This window comes from Pedobacter sp. AC402 (assembly GCF_979252805.1).
In genome coordinates this window covers 92,534-117,661 of the sequence record NZ_CEEDAI010000005.1, presented here as the reverse complement: position 1 = coordinate 117,661, position 25,128 = coordinate 92,534, and the positions used below count along the sequence as shown (strand labels likewise).

Genomic DNA, 25,128 nt, shown 5'->3' with positions numbered 1-25,128 from the left:
TGTTTATGTTAGCCTACTTCGTTCAGTTGTCGAACCGATATTAACCAGGTCTACCTCGCTAACACCACTGGTTTTCGCATTTATCGTGAAACGCTTTCGCGTTTTTCGCATTCACCGCTTCATCTACCTTAGCACTCAGTTTGCTCGCCCGCACCAATTCTGTTCCATTTAAACCAGTTTTATCGGCTATCTTTAAAAGCTCATTTGGCGTTTCCCTGCTGTATTTCCCTTTGCCACCACAAATATAGATGCCCAATTCTTTAGATAACGGATTGATTGATTTTTTTAAAGCACCCATTACCGATGTGGTAATGCCAGATGAATGCCAATCCATACCCATAACAGCTCCGAGGCTTTGAAACCAAAACGGACTGCTTAAACGGCGGATAACTTCTGCCTTGCCAGACTCTAACAATATCGCTTCAGTAATGGCCAGGCCGAGTGTAGCCATGCGTTGAGACCAGCCATGGTGGTACATGGCCATAGTGTAAGGGTAAATCTGCACTTCCTGATCTTTTCAATACTAACAAATTTAGTAAAATATTTTTTATTTATTTAGAATTTTAATCAGCTAATTCTCTATTACAGAAAATGTTTTAGTTGTGTCAACAGAATATTATAAAATGATTGCTAATCTTTGAAAAGATTTTTACCCTACAAGTTCTTTTCGTTTACTGCCGTGATTATCTTTTGGAACCACAGTTACAATGAAATAAAAGAAAACGATTAACAATATTTTTTGTTACTTTGAAACACAACATAATATTAAAGCGAGTTCCCCAAAATATGCATGCGAAAACTCTTACAACGTTTACTGAGTGCCTGGATCATCCGCATGTCGAATAGATTTGGTTCAAGACCAGATCGCAAACGTATTCATGAAGCCCTAAGCAAATTATACAAAACCATTAATCAGGACCCTGGTAAACGAGGACTTATTTTTGAAATCACCAGTGAAGATAAATTTATCATTTTGTCCGACCAACACGAAGGTACCGTGATTATGCTAGACAACTTTCATTATCAGAAAAAAATTACTTAAAAGCACTCCAATATTACAACGAAAAGGATTTCCATTATATAAACCTTGGTGATAGTGAAGAGCTTTGGGAAAATCTAATGGAATCGGTAATCAAACACAATAAAGATACTTTTTTGAAGCAGAAAAATTATTTATTAATAAAAACCGTTTCACAAAAATATTCGGCAATCACGATTTATATTGGGACAATGATCCACTGGCAGGATTTAACCTGAACAGAATTTATGGAAAAAAAATCCGCATTTATGAAGGCGCAATCCTCCGGGCGCAAATTGGAGAAAACATACTGGATATTTTCCTCACACACGGTCATCAGGGTGATTTGCAAAGCGATGGCAATTGGTTTAGTAAATGGTTTGTAAGTACCATTTGGGCACCATTGCAAGCCTACTTACAAATTAATCCAAATACACCTGCTTACGATAATCAGCTTAAAACGGTGCACAATACCATGATGTATAGCTGGATTGCTGAACAGGAGAACATGGCATTGATTACCGGACATACCCACCAGCCAGTATTTGCATCTTTAACGCACCTGGAGCGGATTTATGTAAAATTAGATCGGGCTCAAAAAGAGAAAAAACGTTAAAAGATCTCGAGTTTTTTGGAAGAAGAACTTCATAAACGCATTAAAGAAGGCGATAAAGCACCACATTTTAGGGAAATACCAGCCCAGCTACTTTAACAGCGGCTGTTGTTGTTTTAACGATGGAGATATTACCGGAAAATGAGATCGAATCTGGTATGATCAGGCTGATAAAGTGGTCGTACCATGAAAAGGACATCCCAAAAAGAATATTACTTGAAGAAATGAAACTCAGTGATTTATCTGATTTAAAGTTATTTAATGGGTAATGTAACATAAAAAGTAGTGCCTAAGTCTTTTCCACTACTTTCTGCCCACAGTTTTCCTTTATGTATATCAATTATCGCATTTACGGCAATCAATCCGTAAGCCGTAATTATTTTCATTATTGGTCAGCTTTAGCACTCAATGGCGCAAATTTTAAGAAAATTTTATCAAGATCTTCTTCCGTTAAACCCACACCACTATCTTTTATCGCAATGGTTATTTCATTTTCATGGATTTGATAAGAAATAACAATTTCAGTCCCCTGAGGCGAAAATTTAATTGCATTATCGATAATATGCTCGAAAACAACTTTTACTTTATCAGCATCTGCAAAAGCTTCCAAAAAGAATTTTCAATACCGATCAATACTTTCTGGTTTTTATGGTTGAGTTTTAAACTCAGATCATCAACTGCCTGTTCGATAATTGCTTTTAAATCTACCTTTGCTTTTTGCGGTTTAAAAGAATGACTTTCTTTACGTGCATTGCTTTAAAATTCCATTTAAATTATCAATCATCCGCTTCGATTGCATATTGATTTTACCTGCAACCACCGCTGCGCAGCTCATCAATACCAGGTATTCTTCCCAGCAGTTCCGATTGTAATGAAATTGTAGTCATAGGGTTTTTAAGATCATGAACCAATACATGCAGGCGGTCATCATAAGCCCTGAACGTTTTTTTCTGATTGCGATTCTGGATTCAAGCTTCTCCATTACCATATCGGCCAAAGTACCTAACATCTCCAACTGTTTCTCATCAGCATTTTGGGCCGAATCGGATGCCACATATATTAACCCGATAGCATAGCCATCTGCGGTTACAATTGGCGATGAATCGCAAAAAGCGGACGTCATGGTTTGCAGGTAAACCGTATTGTGATTTCACAAACATCTGTTCTTCCTGCCATAAAGCCTATTCCTGGAATGCGCCACATCAAATATTTGAGCAGCAAGCTGTGTTATCCGATCAAAAGCACTTTCAGCTGGGGTATTGAGAATTTCGTAGGATGCTAATTTGGCAAAAAGCATATCTTTATCTGTATGCTTAATCGGTTCGGCTTTTTTAATCTGCATTTACTATATATTTATTCGGTGGCAATGAAACACTAAAGGTAAAGATTATGATTAATAAGTAAATAATATAAACAATTCAACCGTAAATTCCGTTAAATAATATTCTGTAGGCGATTGAGGATAAGCGTTAAAATTATCACCCAAATAACTTAAATAATGAGATTATATATAGAACGTAAACCTGTTAAGGTAAACCCAGATACGAAAAGAGTTATTGCCCGTTTTTTTTTTAACGGGGAGGAGCGCGCATTAGAAGTAATAAAAAAGGTTTTAGAGTTTTCTGATGACAAAGTATTTTCACTGATATCACCCATCTTACAAGAATATTCTAAACGGCATAGAAATATTACCAAAATACTAACCCGCCACTGCAAAAAATTAAAAAAACAGTTTATTGCCCTTGGAACCGAATTTGAAGACCTCGACGAATATACACGTTTACTTATCGGTGCCTATTTTACTCACGAATATTCAATAGAATCAGCAGCATTTTTTAATCCAAGTATCGTTGATGATCCAGACCAGACTGACCTTGTTGAGGGAGAAAAACGTGTAATTATTAGCTTTAGGGCGGTAGGCGAGGGCCATATTTCATCAATCGTTTTCAGGCGGGCACTTATTGATAAAAACAACAACATCCAGGTTTTACCTGTAGGCAATTATGTAGATGAGGCAGAGGTAGTTAAGAATGCCATTTACGTAAAGAAACTATTTTTAAAAAAAGCTGCCTACGCACAGATTGATACCTCAGTACTGGAAGAAATTGAGTCGAAACTGGATGACAAATTTGAATATACAAGTTTGAGTAATATCATTAAAGATTCCAAAGTACTGAATAAAGAAAATCCCGCACGTTTAATTGAATATGATAAAGTGCTTTGGTTATCTGATACTTACCATACGATCACTTTTTCTAAAGATACTGATATTTCTGACCGCGTAATTTTCCCGATTTCAGAATTTGAACGTAAAGGGATTGAGGATGCCCGCTTCGTGAAATTCATAAAAGATGATGGCAAAATATTGTATTATGCCACATATACTGCATTTGATGGTTCATTAATTATACCGAAACTGGTACAAACCGAAGATTTTTACGAATTTAAAGTTATTCCACTTTATGGCGATGGCGCTCAGAATAAGAACCTGGCTTTGTTTCCGCGGAAAATTAATGGCAAATACGTTATGATGAGCAGAATTGATGGCTGGAACAATTACCTCATGTTCTCTGACAAAGTGAACGTTTGGGAAAATCCCATCTTACTTAAACAACCACGATATGATTGGGAACTCGTGCAGATTGGCAATTGCGGATCACCAATAGAAACCGATAAAGGCTGGCTAGTAATTACACATGGTGTGGGGCCTATGCGCAAATATTGTATTGGCGTGAGTTTATTAGATCTCGACGACCCAAGCAAAGAGATCGGTCACTTAAAAGAGCCACTAATTATGCCAAATAACGAAGAACGCGAAGGTTATGTACCAAACGTGGTTTACTCCTGCGGATCAATCATCAGCAATGGCGAATTGATTATTCCTTACGGCCTATCTGATTATAGTTCTTCATTCGCAACTGTTAATTTGGAATTGCTGTTAGATAGGTTATTGGATAATAAATAATCATTCGTGTTTTAACGAATAGTATAAAATCTCCGCGTTGAACGTATCGAATCGTCCTGCTGAATTTATTTCAGCATCTAATGCAATTAAGTTTAGTCCCTGAAATAAATTCAGGATAACGCGGAGTATAAAATCTCCGCGTTGAACTTATCGAGTCGTCTTGCTGAATTTATTTCAGCATCTAATGCAATTAAAGTTAACGCACTGATATAAATTAAGGGTGACGTGTGTTATATATAGTAAGTCGTCCTGCTGAATTTATTTCAGCATCTAATGCAATTAAGTTTAGTCACCGAAATAAATTCAGGGTGACGAATAGCATAAAATCTTACCTCACTCAATAACAACGCAAAAAAAGGCTGGTTCATTTCTGAACCAGCCTTAATATTTCCAAGACAAATTAATTCTTAACTACATTTATCCGCTTCCACTAAGGGGGAAGATAAAGTTTCATATTCAGCTTCTGCAGCCTTTAAAATAGCAAGGTGGGAGATAAAATACGCCAACGTACTTTCTGCACCTTGGTTTCTATTTACACTGTTAAATTGTAACCCATCGGCACAACCATGGGTTTCAAAGTCGTACAAAGGAATATGCAGACTATTTTTACCAAGGAACCATTCATAACTGATATGCATTAAATTCAGATACTGATTATCCTTCGTAATTTCGAAAACTTTGGCATACAATAATACCATGGCCATCGTTTCTATTGCCTGCTGATCGTAAATAGGATTTTTCTCGTGTTTTTTCATCCAACCTGCATTGCCAACAGGATTTAAGTAACCATTTTCAAAAGAAAAACTATTTAAAAATGCAATGCTCTCCATGGCTATTTTATAAGAGGTAGCATTACCGGTAACTTCATAATGATGAAGCAAAGCAAGTGGTAATATTGCATTATCGTAAGTTAAAATATCCTCGAACCAATGCCAATCGCCGTCTTTGTTTTCCTGGTATGAGGTTACCAACGAGTTGGCTAACATATTAATTTCTTTAACAATCACCTCATCACCCGGATGAACTCGCATAAGAAATAGGAAAGACCAATAATTGTATTTGCCCTTCCACGGAGATACTTTAATTCTTTAAAGTGTGGAATTGAATGCGAAAACAATTCGCGGCCAAATTCGCGGTATGAATTGTTTGGTGCTGCACTTATTAAATAACCAAGCGACCAAATCGTTCTCCCGAATGAATCTTCAGAACCTACTTCATCAAGATAATTACGGTTAAAACTTAAAAAATTCCTGAAGTTACCATCCTCAGTCTGCATGTACTGAATAAAACTAAGGTAAACAGGCATAAATTTTAAGGCTTTAGGATTTTTATCCCTTTCAGTAGCCATTAAGGCCATGATCAATGCTCTGGCATTATCATCTATACAATAACCCTCTTTAAGATTTGGAATCCCAAAACGAGCATGTTGTATAATTCCGGTATCATCTGTTAATAACGAAATGTGATTTAAATTTAAAGCAGGCATACTTTCCACGTCAATAATTGGTGGAGTAACCCTTTCTGGTTTTTTACCTGTAATTACGGCATCTTTCAATACCTTTAAATAAACACTACCTATGGCTGGCCAACGTAACTTTAAGCCATATTCATAAGCATTTTGTCTAAGTTTTTGATACTTATCATTATCGTTTAAAAGCTCATTTACAATTGTTGCCAACTGATCATCATTTTTAAAATCGAATAATTTACCTCTGTTTTCGGCTAAAAGTTCTTGTGCATGCCAATATGGGGTTGAAACTACTGCTGCGCCTGCACCAATTGCATAAGATAAGGTACCACTGGTAATTTGTGCCTCATTTAAATATGGTGTTATATATAACGAACAAGCAGTTAAATACTGATGAAGTTCGCCTTCAGAAACAAATTTATTTACAAAAGCAATGTTGTTTTCTACACCTAGCTCTTTTGCTAGTGCTTTTAAACTGTCGCGATATTCTTCTCCATTGTGTTTTACAACCCCTGGGTGTGTATTCCCTAAAATCACGTATAAAACATCGGGATGCTGCGCCACAATTTTAGGCAAGGCATTAATTACAGTTTCGAGGCCTTTATTGCGACTAATTAAACCGAAAGTAAAAAGTACTTTGCGGTTTTTAAAAAGTTCGCTACGGGAAATTTCATTGTTCAAAACTGGTTCCAAATCTGGCACACCATGTTCTATCAATTGAATAGATGCTTTTGGAATCTGATAGATGCTGGTTAAAAATAACACAGCTTTTTTACTCATCACTACAATTTTGGCAGATTTTACAGCAATTTCTTTAATAATGGTTTGCTGCATAAAATTCGGCTCCTTTAAAACCGTGTGCAAAATGGTGATAAATGGTTTCTTTAATCTATTGATTAATGAAAGTAAAAATACGCCACTATTGCCTCCATAAATACCAAATTCATGTTCAATAATTACACTGTCTACATCGCTGTTGTTAATAAAATCTGCCGCCTCGATATAATCTTGCTGGTTTTGCTGGCTGATCACAAATTTTACCTCATCGGGGTATTGATGCTCATTGATATCATCCGATTCATTTAAAGCAACAACAAAGCTATTTTTCGGATTATAATCTGGATTTAAACTTAAAGCATTAACCAAATTTTGATTAAAGGTAGCTAAACCGCATTCGCGTGGGGGATAGGTCGAAATATAAGCTATTTTCATAAGTATTTCAATAGAGTTGATACTTGAACAACATTATATCAGCTAAATAGTTTGTGATTTCATTAATTTGCAGTTAATAAAACCAAAACATTCTGATTTGGGTGCTTGTTAGTAAGTAAAAATTAAGCTATGAGATCAATATGGAAAGGTTCGATTGGATTTGGTTTGGTAAACATTCCGATTAAGTTATTTTCTGGTATCCAAAACAGTAATCTCGATCTGGACATGCTTGACGAACGCGATCAGGCCAAAATTAAATTTTTAAGGGTAAATGAAAATACCCATAAAGAGGTGCCCTATACAAAAATAGTTAAAGGCTACTTTTTAAATGATAGGTATGTAGTTTTGGATAAGCACGACTTTGAAGAAGCAGCACCTGAGAAAACAAAGATCATTGAACTCGAAAATTTTGTAGACATAAAAGATATCAATCCTATCTATTACGAAACTTCTTATTATACCGAGCCTGAAAAACAGGGCAAAAAAGCTTATGGATTATTATTAAAAGCTTTAGAAAAATCGGGTAAAGCCGGGGTAGCAAGGTTTGTATTAAGGAATACAGAAAATCTTTGTGTAATCCATCCTATGGAACATGTTCTGGTAATTACTAAAATCAGATTTGAACAAGAAATCAGAAGCTTGTCCGAAATTAATAAGGTAGATGATATTACGATCACCAAAAAAGAAATGGATGTAGGTTTGGCACTTATTAAACAATACAGTTCAAAATTCGATTTAAGTGCTTTTAAAGATGATTATAGTTCCGAACTGTTAAAAATAATTAAAGCAAAAGCCAAAGGAAAACGAGCCACCGTTAAAAAGATGAAACCTCAAAAAACAACCAGCGATGATTTATACGATCAATTGATGCAAAGTTTAAGCTCGAAAAAAGGAGCTTAATCAGTTTGGAGTTGAGTGTTTTGAGTCAGAGATAAAACGCTTTGAGCTAAACGTTATACAGGAAAGGCATTGAAGTGTTTACCACTTCAATGCCTTTTTTCTATTTAAATGCAGCTTTCAACTGATCTGCAGCAAAGGCCTGCGCAGCTTTCGCTTCAGGAACAAGGATAGCCATTCCAAAAAACTCGTGAGTAACACCTTCGTAATTTTTACTGTCTACCTTTACGCCGGCAGCTTTTAATTTATCAGCGAGCATTACACCATCATCGTGTAGAGGATCAATTTCTGCAGTGATAATTGTAGTTGGGGGTAAACCTTTTAAATCAGCATTAACCAATGAAATTTTAGGATTCTGTGCCTCAATCATGGTATTTAAATACTTTTCAGTAAACCAACCCATCATCGCTTTATTTAATGGTTTCGCCTTTTCGTACATTTTATACGAGGCTGTATTCATATCGGCTTGAGCAATTGGATAAACCAAAACCTCATGTACCGGAATCATAATGTGCTTATCTCTAGCCATAATCGATACGTTAGCAGCTAAATTCCCACCGGCACTTTCGCCCACCACCGCTATTTTAGCAGGATCAGCTTTTAAGCTTACAGCATTTTTTACAGCCCATTCATAAGCAGCAAATGCATCATTATGCGCTGTCGGAAATTTATTTTCCGGAGCCAAACGATAGGCTACAGATATCACAATTGCACCAACCTGCTCGGCTAACGCTTGTGCAGAAGCATTATAAACATCTAAATTAGCAATAACAAAACCGCCACCATGATAATAAACAATTAATGGATAGGGGCCGCTTCCTTCTTTTGGTGTATAAATCCTTAAATGTATTTTGCCTCCACTCACATCAATATCTTTCCCGGTTGTATCCACCTTTGGTGTAGGCACCTTAATATTATTTTGTTTTACTAAATCCATCACCGCATCAGTTGGTGTATGGTTTTTACGGGCATCCGTCGCACTTAGAGTTTCTATAGGTTTATCACCATAAGTGCTCAACTTTTCGATTACCGTTTGCATTTCTGGCTTGATGGTTTTACCCCAATCTGGTGCGGGTCCACCAGGTTTTAATCCTGCTACAGCAGCAGAATCAGTTATTGTAGAATCCGTTGTGGTAGTGGTTTTAGTTCCACCAGAACAAGCAGCGAGCGAAACTGCCACACCACAAATGAGCGCACCAAGTTTTAATGAGTTGGTTTTCATAAGGTTATTTTTTTTGTTTTTTAAATGATATGCTTCTATAACAGTATCAGTGAGATACAGTTTTTGCATCTCTACAACTTTTTAGAATTTAATGAAACAGCAAACATCTTTATGATTTAGTATGTTCTAACATAAACAACTAAGTATGTTAACAGAAATAAACAGGGCTGCCAGACCATATTTTTGGCGTAAGGGCTACAGGTGAAGTAACCAGCGACGATATTAAAGATGTATTGTTAACAGGCCTGAAACGGACAGCACAACGTTTTAAAGAAATCCGATATCTACTCGTATTGGAAACCGATGTTAAAAATTTTACCGCGGGTGCCTGGGTTCAGGATGCTAAAGCGGGTTTACAAAATTTTACCAAATGGAAAAAAATTGCAGTTGTAAGTGCAGAAAAAGGAGTGGAGTGGTTTACTGATGTTTTTACAATCGCCACACCGGGTAAATCAAAAGGATTTAAACCCGAAGAAATAGAAGAAGCCAAAGCATGGCTCAATACCGAAGACTAAAACAAAAATTGATTATGAAAAGTTCTAAAACACCACAGGAAAGTAGCAAGGCTACCGCTCCAAAAAATACAAAAGCAAAAGGTGCTGATGATAAAGTAACATCGGCAAAAGACGCAAAAAAAGTAAGTGTAACTAAAGATGCTCCCGTTAAACATAAAAAACCATAAAAGTTAAAAATTTGCCGTTTTATGAAAGCCGATGCCAGTAATATTAATCATTTCTATAATAAAGCATACGATTGGATAATTGATAAAGGACCAGCTGTAATTTTAGGTATAGCGATACTTATTTTAGGGCTTTGGTTAATTAAATTATTAGGAAAGTGGATGCAGAATGGAATGCACCGCAAAGATGTAAACCCATCTTTAAGGCCTTTTCTTACAAGTTTAATGCTTATTACCTTACGCATTTTACTGGTACTCATTGTAATGCAAATAATTGGCATACAGCTTACCTTTTTAACCGTATTAATAGGCGGTATTGGCGTTGCAGCCGGTTTAGCACTATCGGGCACTTTACAAAATTTTGCCAGCGGAGTACTGATATTACTTTTAAAACCTTTTGTGGTTGGTGATAATATTATTGCACAAGGCCAGGAAGGTACCGTAAAATCCATCCAGATATTTTATACCATTGTTCAAACTTTCGATAACAGAACGGTTGTGATTCCCAATGGTAAGCTATCTAACGAGGTGATCATAAACATCAGCAGGGAAGGAAGTAGAAGATTGGATATTGAAATGAAATTTAGTTATGGTATAGACTACGACCAAATTGTAACTATTTTTAATAAAACTGTTGATGAGTTTAAAGATTGCCTTAAAACTCCTGAAAGAAGAGTAGGAGTATCCGCTTTAGAAGACAGCGGATTTAAAGTAAACCTCAATGTTTGGGTAAACTCGCATGGTTTTACCGATACTAAACTGTCGTTTTTAGAAGTACTAATGAAAAACTTAAAGCTTGGAGGAATAAAATTACCAGGAATGCCCGATTAAATAATTAATTTTTGAGGAGTGCGTAAATTTTATCCATTAACTCATCAATATTAAACGGCTTAGACATAAAGTCGTTAGCTTCAACACCATCTAATGAATAATTAGATGCATTATATCGTGCCGAGATCATTAGAACGGGTATATGTTGGGTTGCAGCAGTATCTTTAAGCTCTTTCAATAATGTTCTTCCATCGGTATCCGGCAGCATAATGTCCATAATTATAACGTCTGGTTTAAACTCGTGAACATGTTTTATAAATTCTGCACCTTTGTTTAGTCCGGCAACATTAAAAGCTTCACTTTCTAAAATAAGGGTTATAACATCTAGGATTGCATGATTATCTTCGATAACCAAAATGTTTTTCTTTGCCAAGTTTGGGATAATTGTTAAATTTCTAACAAATATAGAATAAAAAGTAAATTCATAAACCGAATTTGTCAAATTAGAGGCATTCTAAAATGGGCGCAATATTTGTTTATCGTTAAAATCTAATACTTTTGCAATATCAAAATTTAATATGATCAAATTTTCTGTAGATTTAACCAACTGTGATAAAGAACCCATCCACATTCCTGGTAAGATTCAATCACATGGTTTTCTTATCGCTGTTGATAAAACCGACCTCTCAATTACCTATCTCAGTGAAAATACAGGAGATTTTTCTGAAAGAACAGGCAAAAGATCTTTTAAATAAAACCCTCGCAGATTTAAGCAGCTTAATTAAACAGCAGGATGTGGCGTTTAATATTGAAGATCTGCTACAACTTGGCATTATCCGGAAAAGCTTTGATGCCATCAGTCCGTATCCCATCGAGATAAATGGCAAACCTTTTTATCTGATTATCTCCGCGGCTGTAAATGATTGGTTACTGGAATTCGAACCCGTTACCCTTCAATATGATATCCAAAGTATGATAGGCCGTTCGGCATCATCCATGCTGCAGGGCAAAACCATTTCTGCTTTATTAAGCGGCGCCGCATTGGAAGTTAAAAAGCTGATCAACTACGATAGGATCATGATCTATAAATTTTTAGATGATGGACATGGCGAAGTGGTAGCAGAAGAAAAAGAAGATCGTTTAGAACCATTTTTCGGACTCCATTACCCCGCATCCGATATTCCTAAACAAGCCAGGGAACTTTATAAACTAAACTTAACCAGGTTAATTGCTGATGTTAATGCTGAAGACTCGGCCATTATTACCTTTAAAGAAAATGAACCACTCGATTTAACAAATAGCGGCTTACGTGCAGTTTCGCCCATCCATATACAATACCTTAAAAATATGGGCGTGCATTCCAGCTTTAGTATTTCACTAATATCACATGGCGAATTATGGGGGTTGATTGCCTGCCACAACTATAGTCCAAAATTTATAGATTATAAAGCCCGGGAAGGTTCAAAATTAATCGGACAGATACTTTCTTCTGCCTTAGAATACCGCGAAGAAGAAGAAGATGCCAAAGTGATCGAACAGTTTAAGGATACTGCAAATATACTAACGGATCATTTAACACGGGATAAATACCTCCTGGAAGCCATAACAACGCATAAAACCAGCATTTTAGATGTAACAAAGGCTGAAGGTGTAGCTGTTATTTTTGAAAACGAACTTAAAACCCTTGGAAATGTTCCAACGGTAGATGAAATATGGGAACTGACCGAATGGCTTAAAATTAATAGCGACGAATCCATCTATTATACGCACCGTTTGCCAGAAATCCACTCCCAGGCAAAAAAATACAAATCAACGGCTTCCGGAATACTTTCCTGTATCTTAAATAAAGAACTTGGCGAAATGATTATTTGGTTTAAACCCGAAATGATCAGCAATGTAAACTGGGCAGGAAACCCCGAAAAGCCGGCTACACCATCAGAAAACGGATTATTAAACTTATCACCAAGAAAATCTTTCGAAACCTGGTCTGAAGTGGTAAATAATACTTCCGATAAATGGATGCCCGAAGAAATTGCATCTGTTTTAAGAATTAGGGAGATCATTATTACCGATATCAATAAAAAAGCAAACGAAATTAGGTTGCTTAACGAAAAACTACACGCAGCATACGAGGAATTGGATACCTTTAGTTATACCATCTCTCACGACTTAAGAACGCCTTTAACATCTATTAAAACCTATGCAGAATTGATGCTGAAAAATAAAAGCATTGATGAAAACGGTAAAAAAATGTTATCGCGCATTTTAACCGGGGCAGATAAAATGAATTTTTTAATCAAAGAAATTCTTAACCTGGCCAGAGTGGGCCGCTCAGAACTTAATTTTGAAATTGTTAATATGCCATCCTTGTTAGAGGAAATAAAAAACGAAGTGTGGACGGCTTTTAAAGCAGACAATTCTGAGTTTATTTTAGGGCAATTACCTAACTTAAAAGGTGATAAGACAATGATTGCTCAATTATTTACAAACCTCATTGGTAACGCCGTAAAGTACTCTGCAAAGGTTGATAAACCACAGATTGAGGTTTCTGGTTATATTGATGAAGGTGAGATTATTTATGCCGTTAAAGATAATGGTATAGGAATTGATAACCGATATTACGACAGAGTCTTTGAACTTTTTAAACGTATGGACAATGTTAAAGAAATTGAGGGAACAGGAGTAGGGCTTGCTATAGTAAAAAGGATTGTAGAAAAACACAACGGAAGAGTTTGGTTCGAAAGTACGTTAAACATCGGTTCTACCTTTTATGTAGCTTTTAAAAATAGATAAAAATGAAAACGCCGGATATATTTTATGTTGAAGATGATGTGGACTATGCATTTTTTATGCAAAGTGCCGTGCAGGAAGTAAAAGATACGCTTAACCTAACTATTGTTGAAGATGGGGCAGAAGCATTACAAAAACTTCAAAGTTTTGCCGATACTAAAACAAAACCGAAATTGATAATGCTCGACCTTAACCTGCCGGGTTTATCAGGCTTAGATCTGTTAAAATTCATTAAGGATATTCCTTACCTTAAAACAATTCCGGTTATCTTATTTTCCACTTCCGATAATCCGGATGATGTTAAAGCCTCGATAGAATTTGGTGCCAATGCTTATTTAACCAAGCCTACCGGATATGAAAACCTCGTAAAATGTGTACATTCAGTCCACGATTTCTGGTTTAATCAACATTTAAGGTTAAACTAGATTTATAAAAAATATAGAAAGATTCGGGTATCATTATCCGGATCTTTTCTTTTTAAACTTATTATAATACTATTGAAAGATATGATTGCCAATTTATTGAGAACAGAAACCGCCGAAAACCACAAAGCTTTAGAATCGTTAATGTTTGTGAATGAGATTATGAACAATTCATTAACAGTTGATCAATATAAAAAACTCCTGACCATCAATTACATCATCCACCAAAAATTAGAAAATATGCTCGCCAATATGCTCGATGCGGAAATTGCAGCAGAGCTGGAAATGAACGGCAGGTTAAAATTATCTGCATTGGAAAGCGACCTCAATTATTGGGAAATCGATAGTTTAACATTACCTGGTTTAAATTTCGAACTATTTGTACCTCAAAAGAATACGGCAGAAGTGCTGGGTGCATTATATGTGCTGGAAGGGGCAACACTGGGCGGAAACGTGATTAAGAAGCATATATTGGCCAACCCAAATTTTAATGACCATGAAAGTGGTTTAAATTATTACGGGGTTTATGGTGAAGCACTTAGCGCAAAATGGAAAAAATTTGTTTCAGTAATAAACGAACGTGTTCCAGAAGCAGATTACGAACGTTGCGTTAATAGTGCAAACCAAACCTTCGCTAACCTGATCAACTTATCCAAACAGCTCAACTAAGTTGTTGTAATTTATCGTTATAATTCAAAAAAATACGTCTATAATACTTCCAGGGCATTTTTTTGATTGTGTAAATGTGCAAAACTTCTTTCAAATAAATATTTGCTTTCTGTTGTTAATTCAAGGTAAATATGTATTATTGAAAAAAATAAATTTTTTAAACCTTAAAAACATCAATTAGCGATGGAAAAATTCTCAAAAGTTAAAGCTGCTGTTGCTGCTATTGAAGCAGATGTAGAAAAATTTTATAATGCTGGCAATGCAGCTGCTGGTACTCGTGTGCGTAAAGCAATGCAAGATCTTAAAGTTTTAGCACAAGAAATCCGTGCAGAAGTAACTGACAAGAAAAACTCTGGAAAATAATATTTCGCGAGTAAGAAACAAAAAGGGTTCTGGTATGCCAGGGCCCTTTTTGCGTTTAGGGCAAAATTGACTTATGAAGTCGATAGAGCCGTACCATTTATATTTCCAAAATCTCAAGAAGCCACCAATCGTCTTCCTGAACTTGTTTCAGGATCTTAATTAGCTAACGCTAAACAGAATATAAACTTTTGCGCTCTAATGCATTGGTATCTATCTTGAGCCATACTTACTGTGGTTAAAAAGCAACATGAATATCAAACCTCTAAAGTCTATAGCTTGGCCCAAAAAAGATAAAGCTCCCCATCGCGGAGAGCTTTTATCCAACTAACAAAACATATTTTTAAATTCAGTGAGCGGTAATCTTATTTATCCCTTTTTAATCAATTTATATTCGATAACCGGCTTACCGCGTGTACCACCATCGCTAGAAATGTAGCTTACAAATTTCAATTTGTAAACATTACCTGAAGCATCTTTAATTAAGTAGAAAAAATCTGGGCTAACGCCTCCTCCAACACCTTGCTGATTTGGAGAAGTTCTCCATGTTGAACCGATTGTGTTCTTGTCAGCAGAGAAAGTAGCGCTTGCAATATCAGCCTCTGTGAAACCGGCGTAAGTTTTCGTTGTTGTTTTGGTATTTACCACAGCTGCGGTAACACCAGCAAGTTTGTTAATGAATATTAAATCAGAAAAATTATATGGAACAAGATCGCTGCCAAATAATGTCTGATAAACAGAATATGTCCATACCAAATCCCAGTTTGCTTTTTCAGGCTCTACATTTACAACAGTGCCATTTGTAAGTGATACAAATTTGAAGTTAAAGTTTCCGTCTTTCGGAATATCAACTGTTGTAAAATTGGTGGTTTCTTCGATTTTACCATATTGTAAAGTATAACCTCCTGAAGCATTTCTGGTAACTTTAAGTTTTATCCATGATTTTGCCGGAGTAGCACCACCTGTACCACGGTTTAAAATGATTACCTTATTATCTGCAGCTGTAGCTGAAACAGCAGGAATTACCGTGTTAGAAAGATTACCGTCAATGGCATCAAAAAAAGCAAAGTGTGCAGGTATTGGATTTGCCTGACTAACGGCAAGGGTTAAACCTAATGTATCTGCTTCGCCCACTGTGGCAAGGCTCGCACTTGCAGTAGTAATTACTTTTGCACCTGCACTAGTAGTATTGTTCAAAATAACCCTGAAATCGGCCCCGCTGTAAAAGCCTAAATCCCACGATGCTCTCGCTGCTGAAGTTTGTTTATCGGCACTAAAATCAACATAAACACTATTACCAGCAGCACTTCCTGCTTCAGCACCAATTAATCCGTTAAGTGTTAAAGTACTTCCATCAGATGGCGGTACAACTATAATAGGTTCATCCGAATATTTTTTACAAGCTGTAAATGTTATTGCTAAAAAAGCAATAGCGGTCATTGAGTTAAATTTGTTCATGTTTATTGTGATTATGTTATTATAAATTAATTATATCCAGGTTATAACTTAAGCCCAAAACGTAAGTGCGGCCATAGCTATAAGGTACAGTTGCACCACCAGTACTGTGTGCCCCGCCACTTGCTGTTGAGCTGTTGGCTAATTGTGTTATATTAAATAGATTTTTAACACCAGCATTAATGGTTAAAGATTTAAATAGATTTTTGTTCAGCATTAAATCAGCTGTATGGAAACCGCTGATCTTTACCAGTTTAACTGTGCTGGTACTGTTTTCGGTAATAAGCTGGTAACTAGGCAGTGCGCCTGTGTATTTGTAAAACAAACTGATACTTCCGCGTAGTTTGGCAAGTGTATAAGTAATATTCGAATTTATTTCTGTAGCCCAGGCAAATTGAGGAGTTTCTATAGTATTGTTTCCGCTTAAATCGTTATACCTGCCAATGTAAGATAGCCCTAAACTAGCCTGTAGATTCTTTTTATAAGTGATAACATTATCAAGAGTACCACCAGTGGTTTTGTATTTAGAAATATTAATTAACGTGGTAATTGAATTATCTGTTGGAGACAGGCCAAAATCAATCCTGTTTTTTACCAGGTTGTAGAAACCGGTTAAAGAAGAACGGAACTCAATATCGCGGTCGTGATTAACCACCCACACAAGCGAGCCATTAAAACTATTCGATTCTTCTGCTTTTAAATTTGGATTACCTAAAATATTATGACTGGCATCTACAAAATCATAATATAATTCTCTTAGCGCAGGTGAACGAAAACCTTTTGCATATGCTAAACGAAAATCAAGATCTTTAGTCAGGATGATTTTAGCGTTAAGTGATGGGATAATAGGAGGGGCATCATAAACTGAATTTTTGATCAATCTTATTCCTGGTCTGATATTTATCGCTTCAGCCAATTTAATTTCAGCAGTAAAAAATGCCGCATAATCATTAATTACAGGCGAACCCTTAATTCTCTGCCCACTTGCTGCATCTCTACTATATTCGATGCCTGGTTGAAATGAAACTGATTGACTTAAATTATAAATTGCAGTTGCCCTGAAATTAGTCGCATTAAATTTTGCAACATCCTGCGCTCCGGCGCCACTTGATAATTCTTCGGTATTATTGGCATAATCATGAATAACTGTTTTAGTTGCACGATCAAGTTTGGTGAAACCCGCAACGGCAGAAAGAAACAGCTTATTGCTAATTTTATATTCTGATTGAAGCTGTTGTGTATAGCGATGTGTGGTATATGTTTGAAGTAAACCTTTGTAATTGTTTGGGTTAAGCCCGTTTCGTACATCAATATCTTCTTTTAGGCCATCTAAACGGTACCAGATATTAAAATTATTATACCGGTAACCAATTTTAGTATTGGCTAATACTTGTTGCTTAGGCTTCCACCGGTTTGTAACAGCATTCACTTCATCTATAGTTGCTGTTTTACTTGCCAGATTCCAGCCGCCAAAATCGTTATGCGTAAAGCCGGCCAACACACTCCAATGGTTATTCTTCCAGTTCGCGCTAAAATTTTGCGTGTGATTTCCTTTCCCTGTTAAAGCTTCATATTCCTCGCCGGCGGTTTCTTCCTGAATCCTTGCAGAAAGGTTTAGTGATTTTTTATCCGGATTTTTGGTGATAATATTAATCACTCCCGCCAGTGCATCTGCTCCATATATTACCGACATCGGTCCTTCCACAATCTCAATCCGCTCAATCGTATTGATGTCAATCTGGTTTAAACTTTCACGCGTATCCGATCGATCGGCCATAGGTATACCATCCAAAAGGATTTTAACATTTCTACCCGTCATCCCCATTAACTGTATATCAGTAGTTCCTAAGGTTAAATCATTACTAAAGCGAAAACCCAATTCAGTATTTAATATCTGCTGCACATTGTTGGCAGCTCTAAGTTTTATCCGCTCAGCAGTGATCGTTCTAATGTTATAAACCGAATTTTTTAATGTTTGCGGTCCGTACTGGCCCGTAACCACAACATCTTTTAAATCATTTGCCTTCGTGCTATCAACTTTAATTTCCTGAGCAACAGTTACAAATCCAAAAAGCGATAAAGCAATTGATAAATGTATTTTCATTTATTTAGACTAATTATAAATAATTGTGCAAATTTGTACATAATCACAAAAAGCAGATAACGCTAAACGGATAATTAATACCGCCAAACGGATTAAATCATTTATGGAATTTAAACTCTCAACATGCTCAAACGGAAATATTCTTTATCAAAAAAGCTACCCTGAAAATTTTGATAGTAATGAAGATATCTGTGAGCAGGAAACAGACCTGCGCACGGAAAATGCAGTGTTAAATTTAAAAGAAAAGTGGTTTAATGGAGTCCACATATAGTATAATGGAGGTCGAAACCAATAGAAGGAAGCTTTTTTTTCGAAACTTCCAATTCGAATATTGGCTTTTTATTCTGCCTAAATGGTATAATCGATTATTATTTTAACCATCAGAAAGATAGATTGTTATCCCTCACCAGGGATCAACAAAATATCAATGAAGGCAAAATTTCTGCAATTAATTTTAGCCTGACTGAAAACAGCAAATATTTATATCTACAATTTACAAAAACATATTTTAGTCAAATAACAGGTTATCAATTCGATAATATTACATCTTTCCATAAACAGCAATCAATTTCTCCAGACATCGCTTTAATACTAAAGGATTTAATGTTCCATAACCACGAGGGAAGGGCAAAGCGCTTATTTATAGAAGCAAAAATATTTCAACTGTTGATCATTTACATGAATCAAAAGCATGAGGAGCCCAAGTTTAGCTTAAAAAAAGACGATGTGAATAAGATTATGTTGGCTAAATACCTGGTAGAACAGGATGTACAAAAGCCGTACTCATTAATGGAGTTATCGCGCAAAGCCGGAATTAATAGATCTATAAACTTAAAAAGGGTTTTAAAGAATTAACCGGACATACCGTTTTTGGTTATTTATATAAAATCAGGATGGAAAAAGCCCATGATCTGCTGGCAAAAGAAAAAAGAACCGTAAACGAAGTGGCCTTTCTTGTAGGCTATAAAAACGCACAGCATTTTATAGTAGCTTTCAAAAAAAAGTATCAAATTTTACCCGGAATTTTAAATAAAAACTAAAAACTTAGCGCAAACGTTTGTTTCTCTGAATCTTTAACCTCATTCACAATTAAATCAGATTCTACAATTGTATTGTAATAAGCCTGATTTTCGGAATTCGGACTATGAATAAGATCCAGCAAAATGTTTGCGGCTTTTTGTCCCTGTAGATAAGGATATTGCTCAACCGATGCCACAGGCGAGTTATCTAAATAACTGATAATGGGCAGGTTTGCATAACTCACCACATCAAAATCGTTGATTACATTAAGCTTTTTAAAATATTTAATTAAAAAGAGCGCAACATAATCGTTAAAAGTAACAATTGCCGTAGGTTTTCTTTTATGGTTTAAAAAATGGTCAGCAGCTTCAACAGTCCCTTGTTCAGTTAAATCGCAATTTACAACCAATGAAGGATCGAACTTTAAGCGATTAAAAGTAATGGCCTGCATATATCCATCCTTACGTTCTTCGCTGGCATACAATGTAGTTGGTCCATTAATCATCCCAATACTTCTATGTCCTTTTTTTAGCAAATAATTAACTGCTTTAATGGTTGCACTTTCCAAACTACAGGCAACATAATGAACGTTCTTAAAAGGAGGGATGCGATCAAAAAATACAACAGGGATATTGAAAGAATTTAACTTTTCAAAGTGATCGAACTTTGAAGTGTCTTTACTGATAGAAACCAATAAACCATCTACCCGCTGATTTTTCATCTTTTCTACGAGTTTAACCTCCTGGTCATAGTTATCATGCGATTGCGCAAAAATAACTGTATAGTTTTTCTTAATTGCTTCATCCTCAATTGCAGAAATGGCAATAGAGAAAAAATGCTCAGAAAGTTCAGGTAAAATTACGCCAATAGTGTAAGTCTTTCCTTTTTGAAATAAGATTGCAGCGTTATTTGGCTCATAGTTTAGAGACTTCGCCAGTTGTTTAATTTTCTCTCTTGTTACCGACCGTCCGATGCTGGGATGATCGTGCAATCCCCTGGAAACACTGGAAGGAGAAATGTTTAAAATTCTGGCTATTTCTTTAATGGTTGTTGGTTTCGATTGCATTGTAATTGCTAAACTACATTAAATTTCTTCAATATGTAATAATACAAAATTAATCAAACGTTTGCGTTGTTTTTTTTGTCGATTCTTTCCTTCATGATGTAAATATCAATACATTCGACAAATAATCAGGCCTTAACGACTGAAAAATTAGATTAGAATTTTTATAAATATAAATTAATTCCAGCACTCGAAATTTGAATTAACATTACGATAAAACATACCCCAATGATTAACAAAATGCCCCTCCGGTTGGAGGGGTATTTAAACAAAAAACGAGAAGTGTTCGTACCACTCCTCGCCAATTTGGGTTATTTTCCTGCATGCAGGTACAATAAGTTATCTAAGCTATATGTTTAACCCGTTTCAAAGGTATAAAATCATTTTTAATTAAAGGATTATTTAAAATAGCTCCATTTGTGATATTATCATGCCTGAATGTGTAAACATTTTTAATTTCTGACTCGAGAAGAAGTAATTCATACGTCATATATACTCGCCACGCTACATTTCTGAAATCATATTGCTACTTTGGTTGCATTAATTTTCAAAATGGCAATTTTATATATCCTACTTTTCATAGTAGTGCTTTTTATCATCATCATAAATTTACCGGTTTTCGGTCGCTTACCTAAAGGTTTACGGCTAAGTAAATCCATCAAATGCCTAATTACCGTGATGGTGCTTTGCAAAACCTTTCAATTACACCTATGCAGCCTGAAGGGGTGAGTTTTTTTACAATTTTAAAAGCATTCCTTTTTCAGAAAAACCCTGGAAAATCGCCAGATCAAGCACTACCATTTATTACACCGGATATTGCCGGAAAAACCAAAAACAACAATCCTGAAATTATCTGGTTCGGACATTCATCTTACCTGATTAAAATAGATGGGTTTAGGATACTGGTTGATCCTATTTTTAGTAAAACGCCATCTCCGTTTTCATTTATTGGCGGCAAAGCTTTTTTGGGTACAGATGTGGTAAATGCAGATCAATTTGAAAATATCGATATCCTTTTAATCACACATGACCATTACGATCATCTTGATTATCTAAGTATCCTTAAAATTGCACCTAAAGCAAAATCAATTGTTACATCACTTGGTGTAGGAGAACATTTAGAAAAATGGGGCATTATAACCGAAAAGATCAACGAATTGGGTTGGAATCAATCCATTACTTTATTTAACAACTTGAATTTTACGGCTGTTCCTGCAAGGCATTTTACAGGCAGGAAGTTTAAAAGAAATCAAACCCTATGGTCTGCATTTGTACTAAAAACTGCCAACTACAAACTATTTTTAGGCGGAGATTCGGGTTATGACACGCATTTTGCCAAAATTGGAGAAGAATTTGGTCCGTTTGATCTCGCTTTATTGGAATGTGGGCAATATCACAAATATTGGCCATACATCCATATGCTTCCTGAACAAACCGTTCAGGCGGCGATCGATTTAAAAGCAAAGGTTTTAATGCCGGTACACTGGGGTAAATTTAGCCTGGCCATGCACCCATGGAATGAGCCAATAAAAAGAATTGTAGAGGCCGCCTCACTGAAACAATTGCCTTTAGTTACCCCCAGATTCAGAGAAACCGTGATTCTAAATGAATATTTACCTACCGAAAACTGGTGGCTCGAACAATAAACCTAAACAATAATGGCTGTACGCTGTTTAATTTCTAAAATCGAATAGAATTATGAAAACTGATCTTGTAGAAATTTTTCAAACCATTAGAGCAAGCATACAACCTTACGCAGCAATGGGTTATACAGTGCATGAAAATTCTGAAACCGAATACGATTTATATAGTGAAAAAAATATCGAGCTGGATGGTAAGAAAATCACAGAACGATTTTTTACTGGCGTTTACATTAACGGGAGCGAGGTGGAAGTAAAAATAAATACGTCAGAATTTACTTCAAAAAATGAACAGCTGGTTGATTTTGGAGGCAATACAGCTGGCTTAAAAATTACTACACTTGATGATAACAAGTTAAAGGAGGTAGAAACGCTAATCGAAATTATCCACACGAACTTTAAAGAAAAACAATGGATTTAATGATTTGATCGTTAAATTTGCGGCAAATAATTTCTCCATAACCTGCTGCTGATTGAATAATTTAAACGCTGAAGATAACTGGCATCATCATTTAAGCATAGCACTAGCCAACAACCAAATTGAGTGCTGCTATTTTTTAAAAGATGGATTTCAACTCTTGCAATTAAACCATCACATTATTATTCATTTGGTAAGTTTGCAAAATCCGTTTTCAGCAGAGAAACTCATTCAGTTACAAGAAATTTACGCCATCAATAATATTAAGCTTGTGCATCTTTGGGAAGATCTCTGGCTCTCCAGGCCTGTTTTAGTGTTGGCACGCATTAAATCCTTACTTGGAAAAAACGTACGCATTCACGGAAGAAAAACAAAAATATTTAAAGTAACAAAGCCCGAAGCAGATGAGTTTTTAAATCAAAACCATTTGCAAGGTTCTGTAAGCAGCCGTTATAAACTTGGCTTATTCGAAAAGGAAGAGTTAGTTGCGGTGGCCACTTTTTCAGCTTTGAGAAAAATGAATCATAGCGAAAATTACCGCTCAGCGAGCTGATCAGATTTGCGGTTAAAGCTGGTTATTCCATAACCGGTGGATTGAGTAAATTAATATCCCATTTTTTAGAAACCTACAAACCGAATGATTTAATGACTTATGCGGACCGTGATTGGTCGGCAGGAGAGGCCTATACCAAATTGGGATTCGAACAAACTGATATTTTAGAACCTATGGTTTATTTATTGGATGAAAATTTGAAACGGCTGATAAAAAAGGATTATCAAACAGCTAGACAAGAGGTGTTTAATACAGGAAGTATAAAATTTATTCTCAGGTTTTAATGGAAAAGGCAAATCTCATCATCATTTTAGGCGCAACGGCATCAGGTAAAACCAAACTTGCTGTACAGGTAGCTGATGCACTGGATGGGGAGATAATAAGTGCCGATAGCCGCCAGGTTTTTAAGCACGCATGGATATTGGAACTGGAAAGATCTTCAGGAATATCAGATTGATCATAAAACAATTCCCCATCATCTTATTGATATTTTGGAACCAGGTGAACGCTATCATGTTAATGCTTTTAAAAATGATTTTTACAAAGCCTTCGAATCAATAACACAGCAAAATAAAATGCCAATTCTTTGTGGAGGTACTGGCATGTACATCCATAGTCTTTTGCAAAATCAAACTTTTACAGCCATTCCGGTAAATGAAGAATTAAGAAATCAATTGAATCTTTTATCCAAAGAAGAACTTATAGATCAATTGCAAAGCAATAACCACAAAAGCCTGGATCATGTTGATTTATCATCAAAAAAAAGGATGATCAGGGCACTGGAAATATCAGATTTCTTAAAATACAATCAACTCGAAATTATAGACCGACCGGTTTTAAAACCCATCGTTTTTGGATTAAAAAATGAAGTGGAAATCACCCGGGGAAAAATTTTGGCGAGATTAGATCAAAGATTCAATTCTGGTTTGATTGAGGAGGTAGAACAACTGCTTAAAGATGGAATTAGCAAAGAAATTCTGACTTTTTACGGGTTAGAATATAAATTTATTGTAAACTACCTCGATGGGGTATATACTTTAGATGAGTTAAAATTAAAACTTGGCATAGCCATTTGCCAATATGCCAAACGGCAAAATACTTTTTTCAGGAAGATGGAAAAGGACAGTGTAAACATTATTTGGCTTGATGCGGCGTCACAAACGAACCACCTACAACACCTCGTAATAGAAAAAGTTTTAGAAAAAACGATTTAGCTATTTTTAGTCATTTTAGCGTTGGTTTATCTCCTAAATTGCTTTATAAAATAGCTTTTGGCACAGCCTTTGTAATTGTTGATGCATAATATATTTAACTCATTAAATCATCCTTAAAAATGAAAACAATTACTAAAATTCTTGCTACTTCAGCAGCTGTAGTGGCACTTTTCTTTTCTACAAATGCTAATGCACAATCTCAAAAATTAGGAATCGGTATTATTGGTGGTATACCTACAAGTGAAGGATACAATGTTGCACTGGGTGCGGATTTACGTTATCAATTTGACATCGATAAACAATTATCTATTCCTGTAACCGCTGGTTATACCCGTTTCCTAGCTAAAGATATTACTGTTGGAAATATTACAGTTGATGGAACAGATTTTGGATACATTCCTGTAAAAGCAGGTGTTAAATATTTCTTTGACACTACTGGATCTGGTTTTTACGGTTTAGCAGAATTGGGTGCTGGTTTTGGTACCAATGAAGGTAGCGGAACATCATTCGTTTACTCTCCTGCAGTAGGTTTTGCTTGAGGCAATGGTCTTGACCTTGGTCTTAAATACGAAGGT

At 35.8% G+C, this 25,128-nt stretch carries 34 protein-coding genes; 22 read left to right on the top strand and 12 right to left on the bottom strand.

The window, feature by feature from the left end; all coding sequences use genetic code 11:
- Positions 1–58 precede the first annotated feature (58 nt).
- The gene (locus tag AC0IWE_RS04265) at positions 59–505 is read right to left on the bottom strand and encodes a DUF763 domain-containing protein (protein ID WP_471792064.1); all 447 of its coding nucleotides are present in this window, start codon (positions 503–505) and stop codon (positions 59–61) included.
- A gap of 285 nt (positions 506–790) precedes the next feature.
- Between AC0IWE_RS04265 and AC0IWE_RS04260 the strand changes: the two genes are divergently transcribed.
- The gene (locus AC0IWE_RS04260; RefSeq protein WP_471792063.1) at positions 791–1,042 is read left to right on the top strand and encodes a hypothetical protein; all 252 of its coding nucleotides are present in this window, start codon (positions 791–793) and stop codon (positions 1,040–1,042) included.
- Positions 1,043–1,175: 133 nt separating this feature from the next.
- Entirely contained in the window at positions 1,176–1,634 is a 459-nt protein-coding gene (locus AC0IWE_RS04255) for a metallophosphoesterase (RefSeq protein ID WP_471792069.1), read from the top strand.
- 251 nt (positions 1,635–1,885) lie between these two features.
- Here the strand turns inward: AC0IWE_RS04255 and AC0IWE_RS04250 are convergent, their stop codons facing one another.
- The 4 genes from AC0IWE_RS04250 to AC0IWE_RS04235 all read right to left on the bottom strand — a co-directional run bounded on the left by AC0IWE_RS04250 (position 1,886) and on the right by AC0IWE_RS04235 (position 2,973).
- Positions 1,886–2,017, bottom strand: a complete 132-nt coding sequence (locus AC0IWE_RS04250) for a hypothetical protein (RefSeq protein WP_471792062.1) — start codon at positions 2,015–2,017, stop codon at positions 1,886–1,888.
- Positions 2,017–2,241, bottom strand: coding sequence for a sensor histidine kinase (locus tag AC0IWE_RS04245; RefSeq protein WP_471792061.1), 225 nt, complete (start codon positions 2,239–2,241; stop codon positions 2,017–2,019). Before AC0IWE_RS04245 ends, AC0IWE_RS04250 begins: the two co-directional genes overlap by 1 nt.
- Before the next feature lie 273 nt (positions 2,242–2,514).
- On the bottom strand, positions 2,515–2,754 hold the full coding sequence (locus AC0IWE_RS04240; protein WP_471792060.1) for a hypothetical protein: 240 nt from the start codon (positions 2,752–2,754) through the stop codon (positions 2,515–2,517).
- A gap of 27 nt (positions 2,755–2,781) precedes the next feature.
- Positions 2,782–2,973, bottom strand: a complete 192-nt coding sequence (locus AC0IWE_RS04235) for a hypothetical protein (protein ID WP_471792059.1) — start codon at positions 2,971–2,973, stop codon at positions 2,782–2,784.
- 156 nt (positions 2,974–3,129) lie between these two features.
- Here AC0IWE_RS04235 and AC0IWE_RS04230 point away from each other — a divergent pair, with 156 nt between their 5' ends.
- A complete protein-coding gene (locus tag AC0IWE_RS04230; protein ID WP_055906691.1) occupies positions 3,130–4,596 on the top strand; it encodes a glycoside hydrolase family 130 protein in 1,467 nt (488 codons plus the stop codon).
- Positions 4,597–5,003: 407 nt separating this feature from the next.
- Here the strand turns inward: AC0IWE_RS04230 and AC0IWE_RS04225 are convergent, their stop codons facing one another.
- Together AC0IWE_RS04225 and AC0IWE_RS04220 are read right to left on the bottom strand one after the other, a co-directional pair.
- Entirely contained in the window at positions 5,004–5,627 is a 624-nt protein-coding gene (locus AC0IWE_RS04225; RefSeq protein WP_471792058.1) for a hypothetical protein, read from the bottom strand.
- Positions 5,600–7,276 (bottom strand): glycosyltransferase family 4 protein, encoded by a 1,677-nt coding sequence (locus AC0IWE_RS04220; RefSeq protein ID WP_471792057.1) that lies wholly within the window; start codon positions 7,274–7,276, stop codon positions 5,600–5,602. Before AC0IWE_RS04220 ends, AC0IWE_RS04225 begins: the two co-directional genes overlap by 28 nt.
- A 129-nt stretch (positions 7,277–7,405) precedes the next feature.
- On the opposite strand from AC0IWE_RS04220, the gene ku reads away from it, so the two are divergent.
- On the top strand, positions 7,406–8,176 hold the full coding sequence (gene ku / locus AC0IWE_RS04215) for a non-homologous end joining protein Ku (protein ID WP_471792056.1): 771 nt from the start codon (positions 7,406–7,408) through the stop codon (positions 8,174–8,176).
- 100 nt (positions 8,177–8,276) lie between these two features.
- On the opposite strand, the gene AC0IWE_RS04210 is transcribed toward ku, so the two are convergent.
- On the bottom strand, positions 8,277–9,395 hold the full coding sequence (locus AC0IWE_RS04210; protein ID WP_471792055.1) for an alpha/beta hydrolase: 1,119 nt from the start codon (positions 9,393–9,395) through the stop codon (positions 8,277–8,279).
- 233 nt (positions 9,396–9,628) lie between these two features.
- Here AC0IWE_RS04210 and AC0IWE_RS04205 point away from each other — a divergent pair, with 233 nt between their 5' ends.
- Genes AC0IWE_RS04205 through AC0IWE_RS04195 form a run of 3 tightly spaced genes read left to right on the top strand, consistent with a single transcriptional unit; the run spans position 9,629 to position 10,905 of the window.
- A complete protein-coding gene (locus AC0IWE_RS04205; RefSeq protein WP_471792054.1) occupies positions 9,629–9,910 on the top strand; it encodes a SpoIIAA family protein in 282 nt (93 codons plus the stop codon).
- A gap of 14 nt (positions 9,911–9,924) precedes the next feature.
- Complete coding sequence (locus tag AC0IWE_RS04200; RefSeq protein ID WP_471792053.1) at positions 9,925–10,077, top strand: hypothetical protein; 153 nt, start codon at positions 9,925–9,927, stop codon at positions 10,075–10,077.
- Positions 10,078–10,098: 21 nt separating this feature from the next.
- Positions 10,099–10,905: a mechanosensitive ion channel family protein gene (locus AC0IWE_RS04195; RefSeq protein ID WP_471792052.1), complete on the top strand. Its 807-nt coding sequence runs from the start codon at positions 10,099–10,101 to the stop codon at positions 10,903–10,905.
- Positions 10,906–10,909: 4 nt separating this feature from the next.
- Here the strand turns inward: AC0IWE_RS04195 and AC0IWE_RS04190 are convergent, their stop codons facing one another.
- Positions 10,910–11,278: a response regulator transcription factor gene (locus AC0IWE_RS04190; RefSeq protein WP_055906907.1), complete on the bottom strand. Its 369-nt coding sequence runs from the start codon at positions 11,276–11,278 to the stop codon at positions 10,910–10,912.
- A gap of 145 nt (positions 11,279–11,423) precedes the next feature.
- Here AC0IWE_RS04190 and AC0IWE_RS04185 point away from each other — a divergent pair, with 145 nt between their 5' ends.
- The 5 genes from AC0IWE_RS04185 (at position 11,424) to AC0IWE_RS04165 (ending at position 15,089) form a co-directional block, all read left to right on the top strand.
- Entirely contained in the window at positions 11,424–11,600 is a 177-nt protein-coding gene (locus tag AC0IWE_RS04185) for a hypothetical protein (RefSeq protein WP_471792051.1), read from the top strand.
- Entirely contained in the window at positions 11,548–13,638 is a 2,091-nt protein-coding gene (locus tag AC0IWE_RS04180; protein WP_471792050.1) for an ATP-binding protein, read from the top strand. Before AC0IWE_RS04185 ends, AC0IWE_RS04180 begins: the two co-directional genes overlap by 53 nt.
- A 2-nt stretch (positions 13,639–13,640) precedes the next feature.
- Complete coding sequence (locus tag AC0IWE_RS04175) at positions 13,641–14,060, top strand: response regulator (protein WP_055906668.1); 420 nt, start codon at positions 13,641–13,643, stop codon at positions 14,058–14,060.
- An 81-nt stretch (positions 14,061–14,141) separates the two neighbouring features.
- Positions 14,142–14,726, top strand: coding sequence for a biliverdin-producing heme oxygenase (locus AC0IWE_RS04170; RefSeq protein WP_055906665.1), 585 nt, complete (start codon positions 14,142–14,144; stop codon positions 14,724–14,726).
- Positions 14,727–14,909: 183 nt separating this feature from the next.
- The gene (locus tag AC0IWE_RS04165) at positions 14,910–15,089 is read left to right on the top strand and encodes a hypothetical protein (protein ID WP_010602585.1); all 180 of its coding nucleotides are present in this window, start codon (positions 14,910–14,912) and stop codon (positions 15,087–15,089) included.
- 366 nt (positions 15,090–15,455) lie between these two features.
- Here AC0IWE_RS04165 and AC0IWE_RS04160 read toward each other — a convergent pair whose 3' ends face one another.
- Together AC0IWE_RS04160 and AC0IWE_RS04155 are read right to left on the bottom strand one after the other, a co-directional pair.
- On the bottom strand, positions 15,456–16,544 hold the full coding sequence (locus AC0IWE_RS04160) for an HmuY family protein (RefSeq protein ID WP_471792049.1): 1,089 nt from the start codon (positions 16,542–16,544) through the stop codon (positions 15,456–15,458).
- A 19-nt stretch (positions 16,545–16,563) separates the two neighbouring features.
- Positions 16,564–18,645 carry a TonB-dependent receptor plug domain-containing protein gene (locus AC0IWE_RS04155; protein ID WP_471792048.1) on the bottom strand — a complete coding sequence of 694 codons (2,082 nt, stop codon included), beginning with the start codon at positions 18,643–18,645 and terminating at the stop codon, positions 16,564–16,566.
- 103 nt (positions 18,646–18,748) lie between these two features.
- Here AC0IWE_RS04155 and AC0IWE_RS04150 point away from each other — a divergent pair, with 103 nt between their 5' ends.
- The 3 genes from AC0IWE_RS04150 to AC0IWE_RS04140 all read left to right on the top strand — a co-directional run bounded on the left by AC0IWE_RS04150 (position 18,749) and on the right by AC0IWE_RS04140 (position 19,685).
- The gene (locus AC0IWE_RS04150) at positions 18,749–18,916 is read left to right on the top strand and encodes a hypothetical protein (RefSeq protein WP_471792047.1); all 168 of its coding nucleotides are present in this window, start codon (positions 18,749–18,751) and stop codon (positions 18,914–18,916) included.
- Between the two features lie 332 nt (positions 18,917–19,248).
- The gene (locus AC0IWE_RS04145) at positions 19,249–19,500 is read left to right on the top strand and encodes a hypothetical protein (protein ID WP_471792046.1); all 252 of its coding nucleotides are present in this window, start codon (positions 19,249–19,251) and stop codon (positions 19,498–19,500) included.
- Positions 19,467–19,685: a helix-turn-helix transcriptional regulator gene (locus AC0IWE_RS04140; protein ID WP_471792068.1), complete on the top strand. Its 219-nt coding sequence runs from the start codon at positions 19,467–19,469 to the stop codon at positions 19,683–19,685. Before AC0IWE_RS04145 ends, AC0IWE_RS04140 begins: the two co-directional genes overlap by 34 nt.
- On the opposite strand, the gene AC0IWE_RS04135 is transcribed toward AC0IWE_RS04140, so the two are convergent.
- Positions 19,682–20,731 carry a LacI family DNA-binding transcriptional regulator gene (locus AC0IWE_RS04135; RefSeq protein ID WP_471792045.1) on the bottom strand — a complete coding sequence of 350 codons (1,050 nt, stop codon included), beginning with the start codon at positions 20,729–20,731 and terminating at the stop codon, positions 19,682–19,684. The two genes, AC0IWE_RS04140 and AC0IWE_RS04135, sit on opposite strands and share 4 nt — an antisense overlap.
- A gap of 659 nt (positions 20,732–21,390) precedes the next feature.
- Between AC0IWE_RS04135 and AC0IWE_RS04130 the strand changes: the two genes are divergently transcribed.
- From AC0IWE_RS04130 to AC0IWE_RS04100, 7 genes are all read left to right on the top strand, one after another.
- Positions 21,391–22,374 (top strand): MBL fold metallo-hydrolase, encoded by a 984-nt coding sequence (locus AC0IWE_RS04130; RefSeq protein WP_471792044.1) that lies wholly within the window; start codon positions 21,391–21,393, stop codon positions 22,372–22,374.
- 52 nt (positions 22,375–22,426) lie between these two features.
- Entirely contained in the window at positions 22,427–22,789 is a 363-nt protein-coding gene (locus AC0IWE_RS04125) for a hypothetical protein (RefSeq protein ID WP_471792043.1), read from the top strand.
- A gap of 196 nt (positions 22,790–22,985) precedes the next feature.
- On the top strand, positions 22,986–23,339 hold the full coding sequence (locus AC0IWE_RS04120; protein WP_471792042.1) for a hypothetical protein: 354 nt from the start codon (positions 22,986–22,988) through the stop codon (positions 23,337–23,339).
- Positions 23,340–23,380: 41 nt separating this feature from the next.
- Positions 23,381–23,623: a hypothetical protein gene (locus tag AC0IWE_RS04115; RefSeq protein ID WP_471792041.1), complete on the top strand. Its 243-nt coding sequence runs from the start codon at positions 23,381–23,383 to the stop codon at positions 23,621–23,623.
- Positions 23,623–23,796, top strand: a complete 174-nt coding sequence (locus tag AC0IWE_RS04110; protein ID WP_471792040.1) for an isopentenyl transferase family protein — start codon at positions 23,623–23,625, stop codon at positions 23,794–23,796. Before AC0IWE_RS04115 ends, AC0IWE_RS04110 begins: the two co-directional genes overlap by 1 nt.
- 34 nt (positions 23,797–23,830) lie before the next feature.
- Positions 23,831–24,553, top strand: a complete 723-nt coding sequence (locus AC0IWE_RS04105; protein WP_471792039.1) for a tRNA (adenosine(37)-N6)-dimethylallyltransferase — start codon at positions 23,831–23,833, stop codon at positions 24,551–24,553.
- Between the two features lie 119 nt (positions 24,554–24,672).
- Positions 24,673–25,092, top strand: a complete 420-nt coding sequence (locus AC0IWE_RS04100; RefSeq protein ID WP_471792038.1) for a hypothetical protein — start codon at positions 24,673–24,675, stop codon at positions 25,090–25,092.
- Positions 25,093–25,128 lie beyond the last annotated feature (36 nt).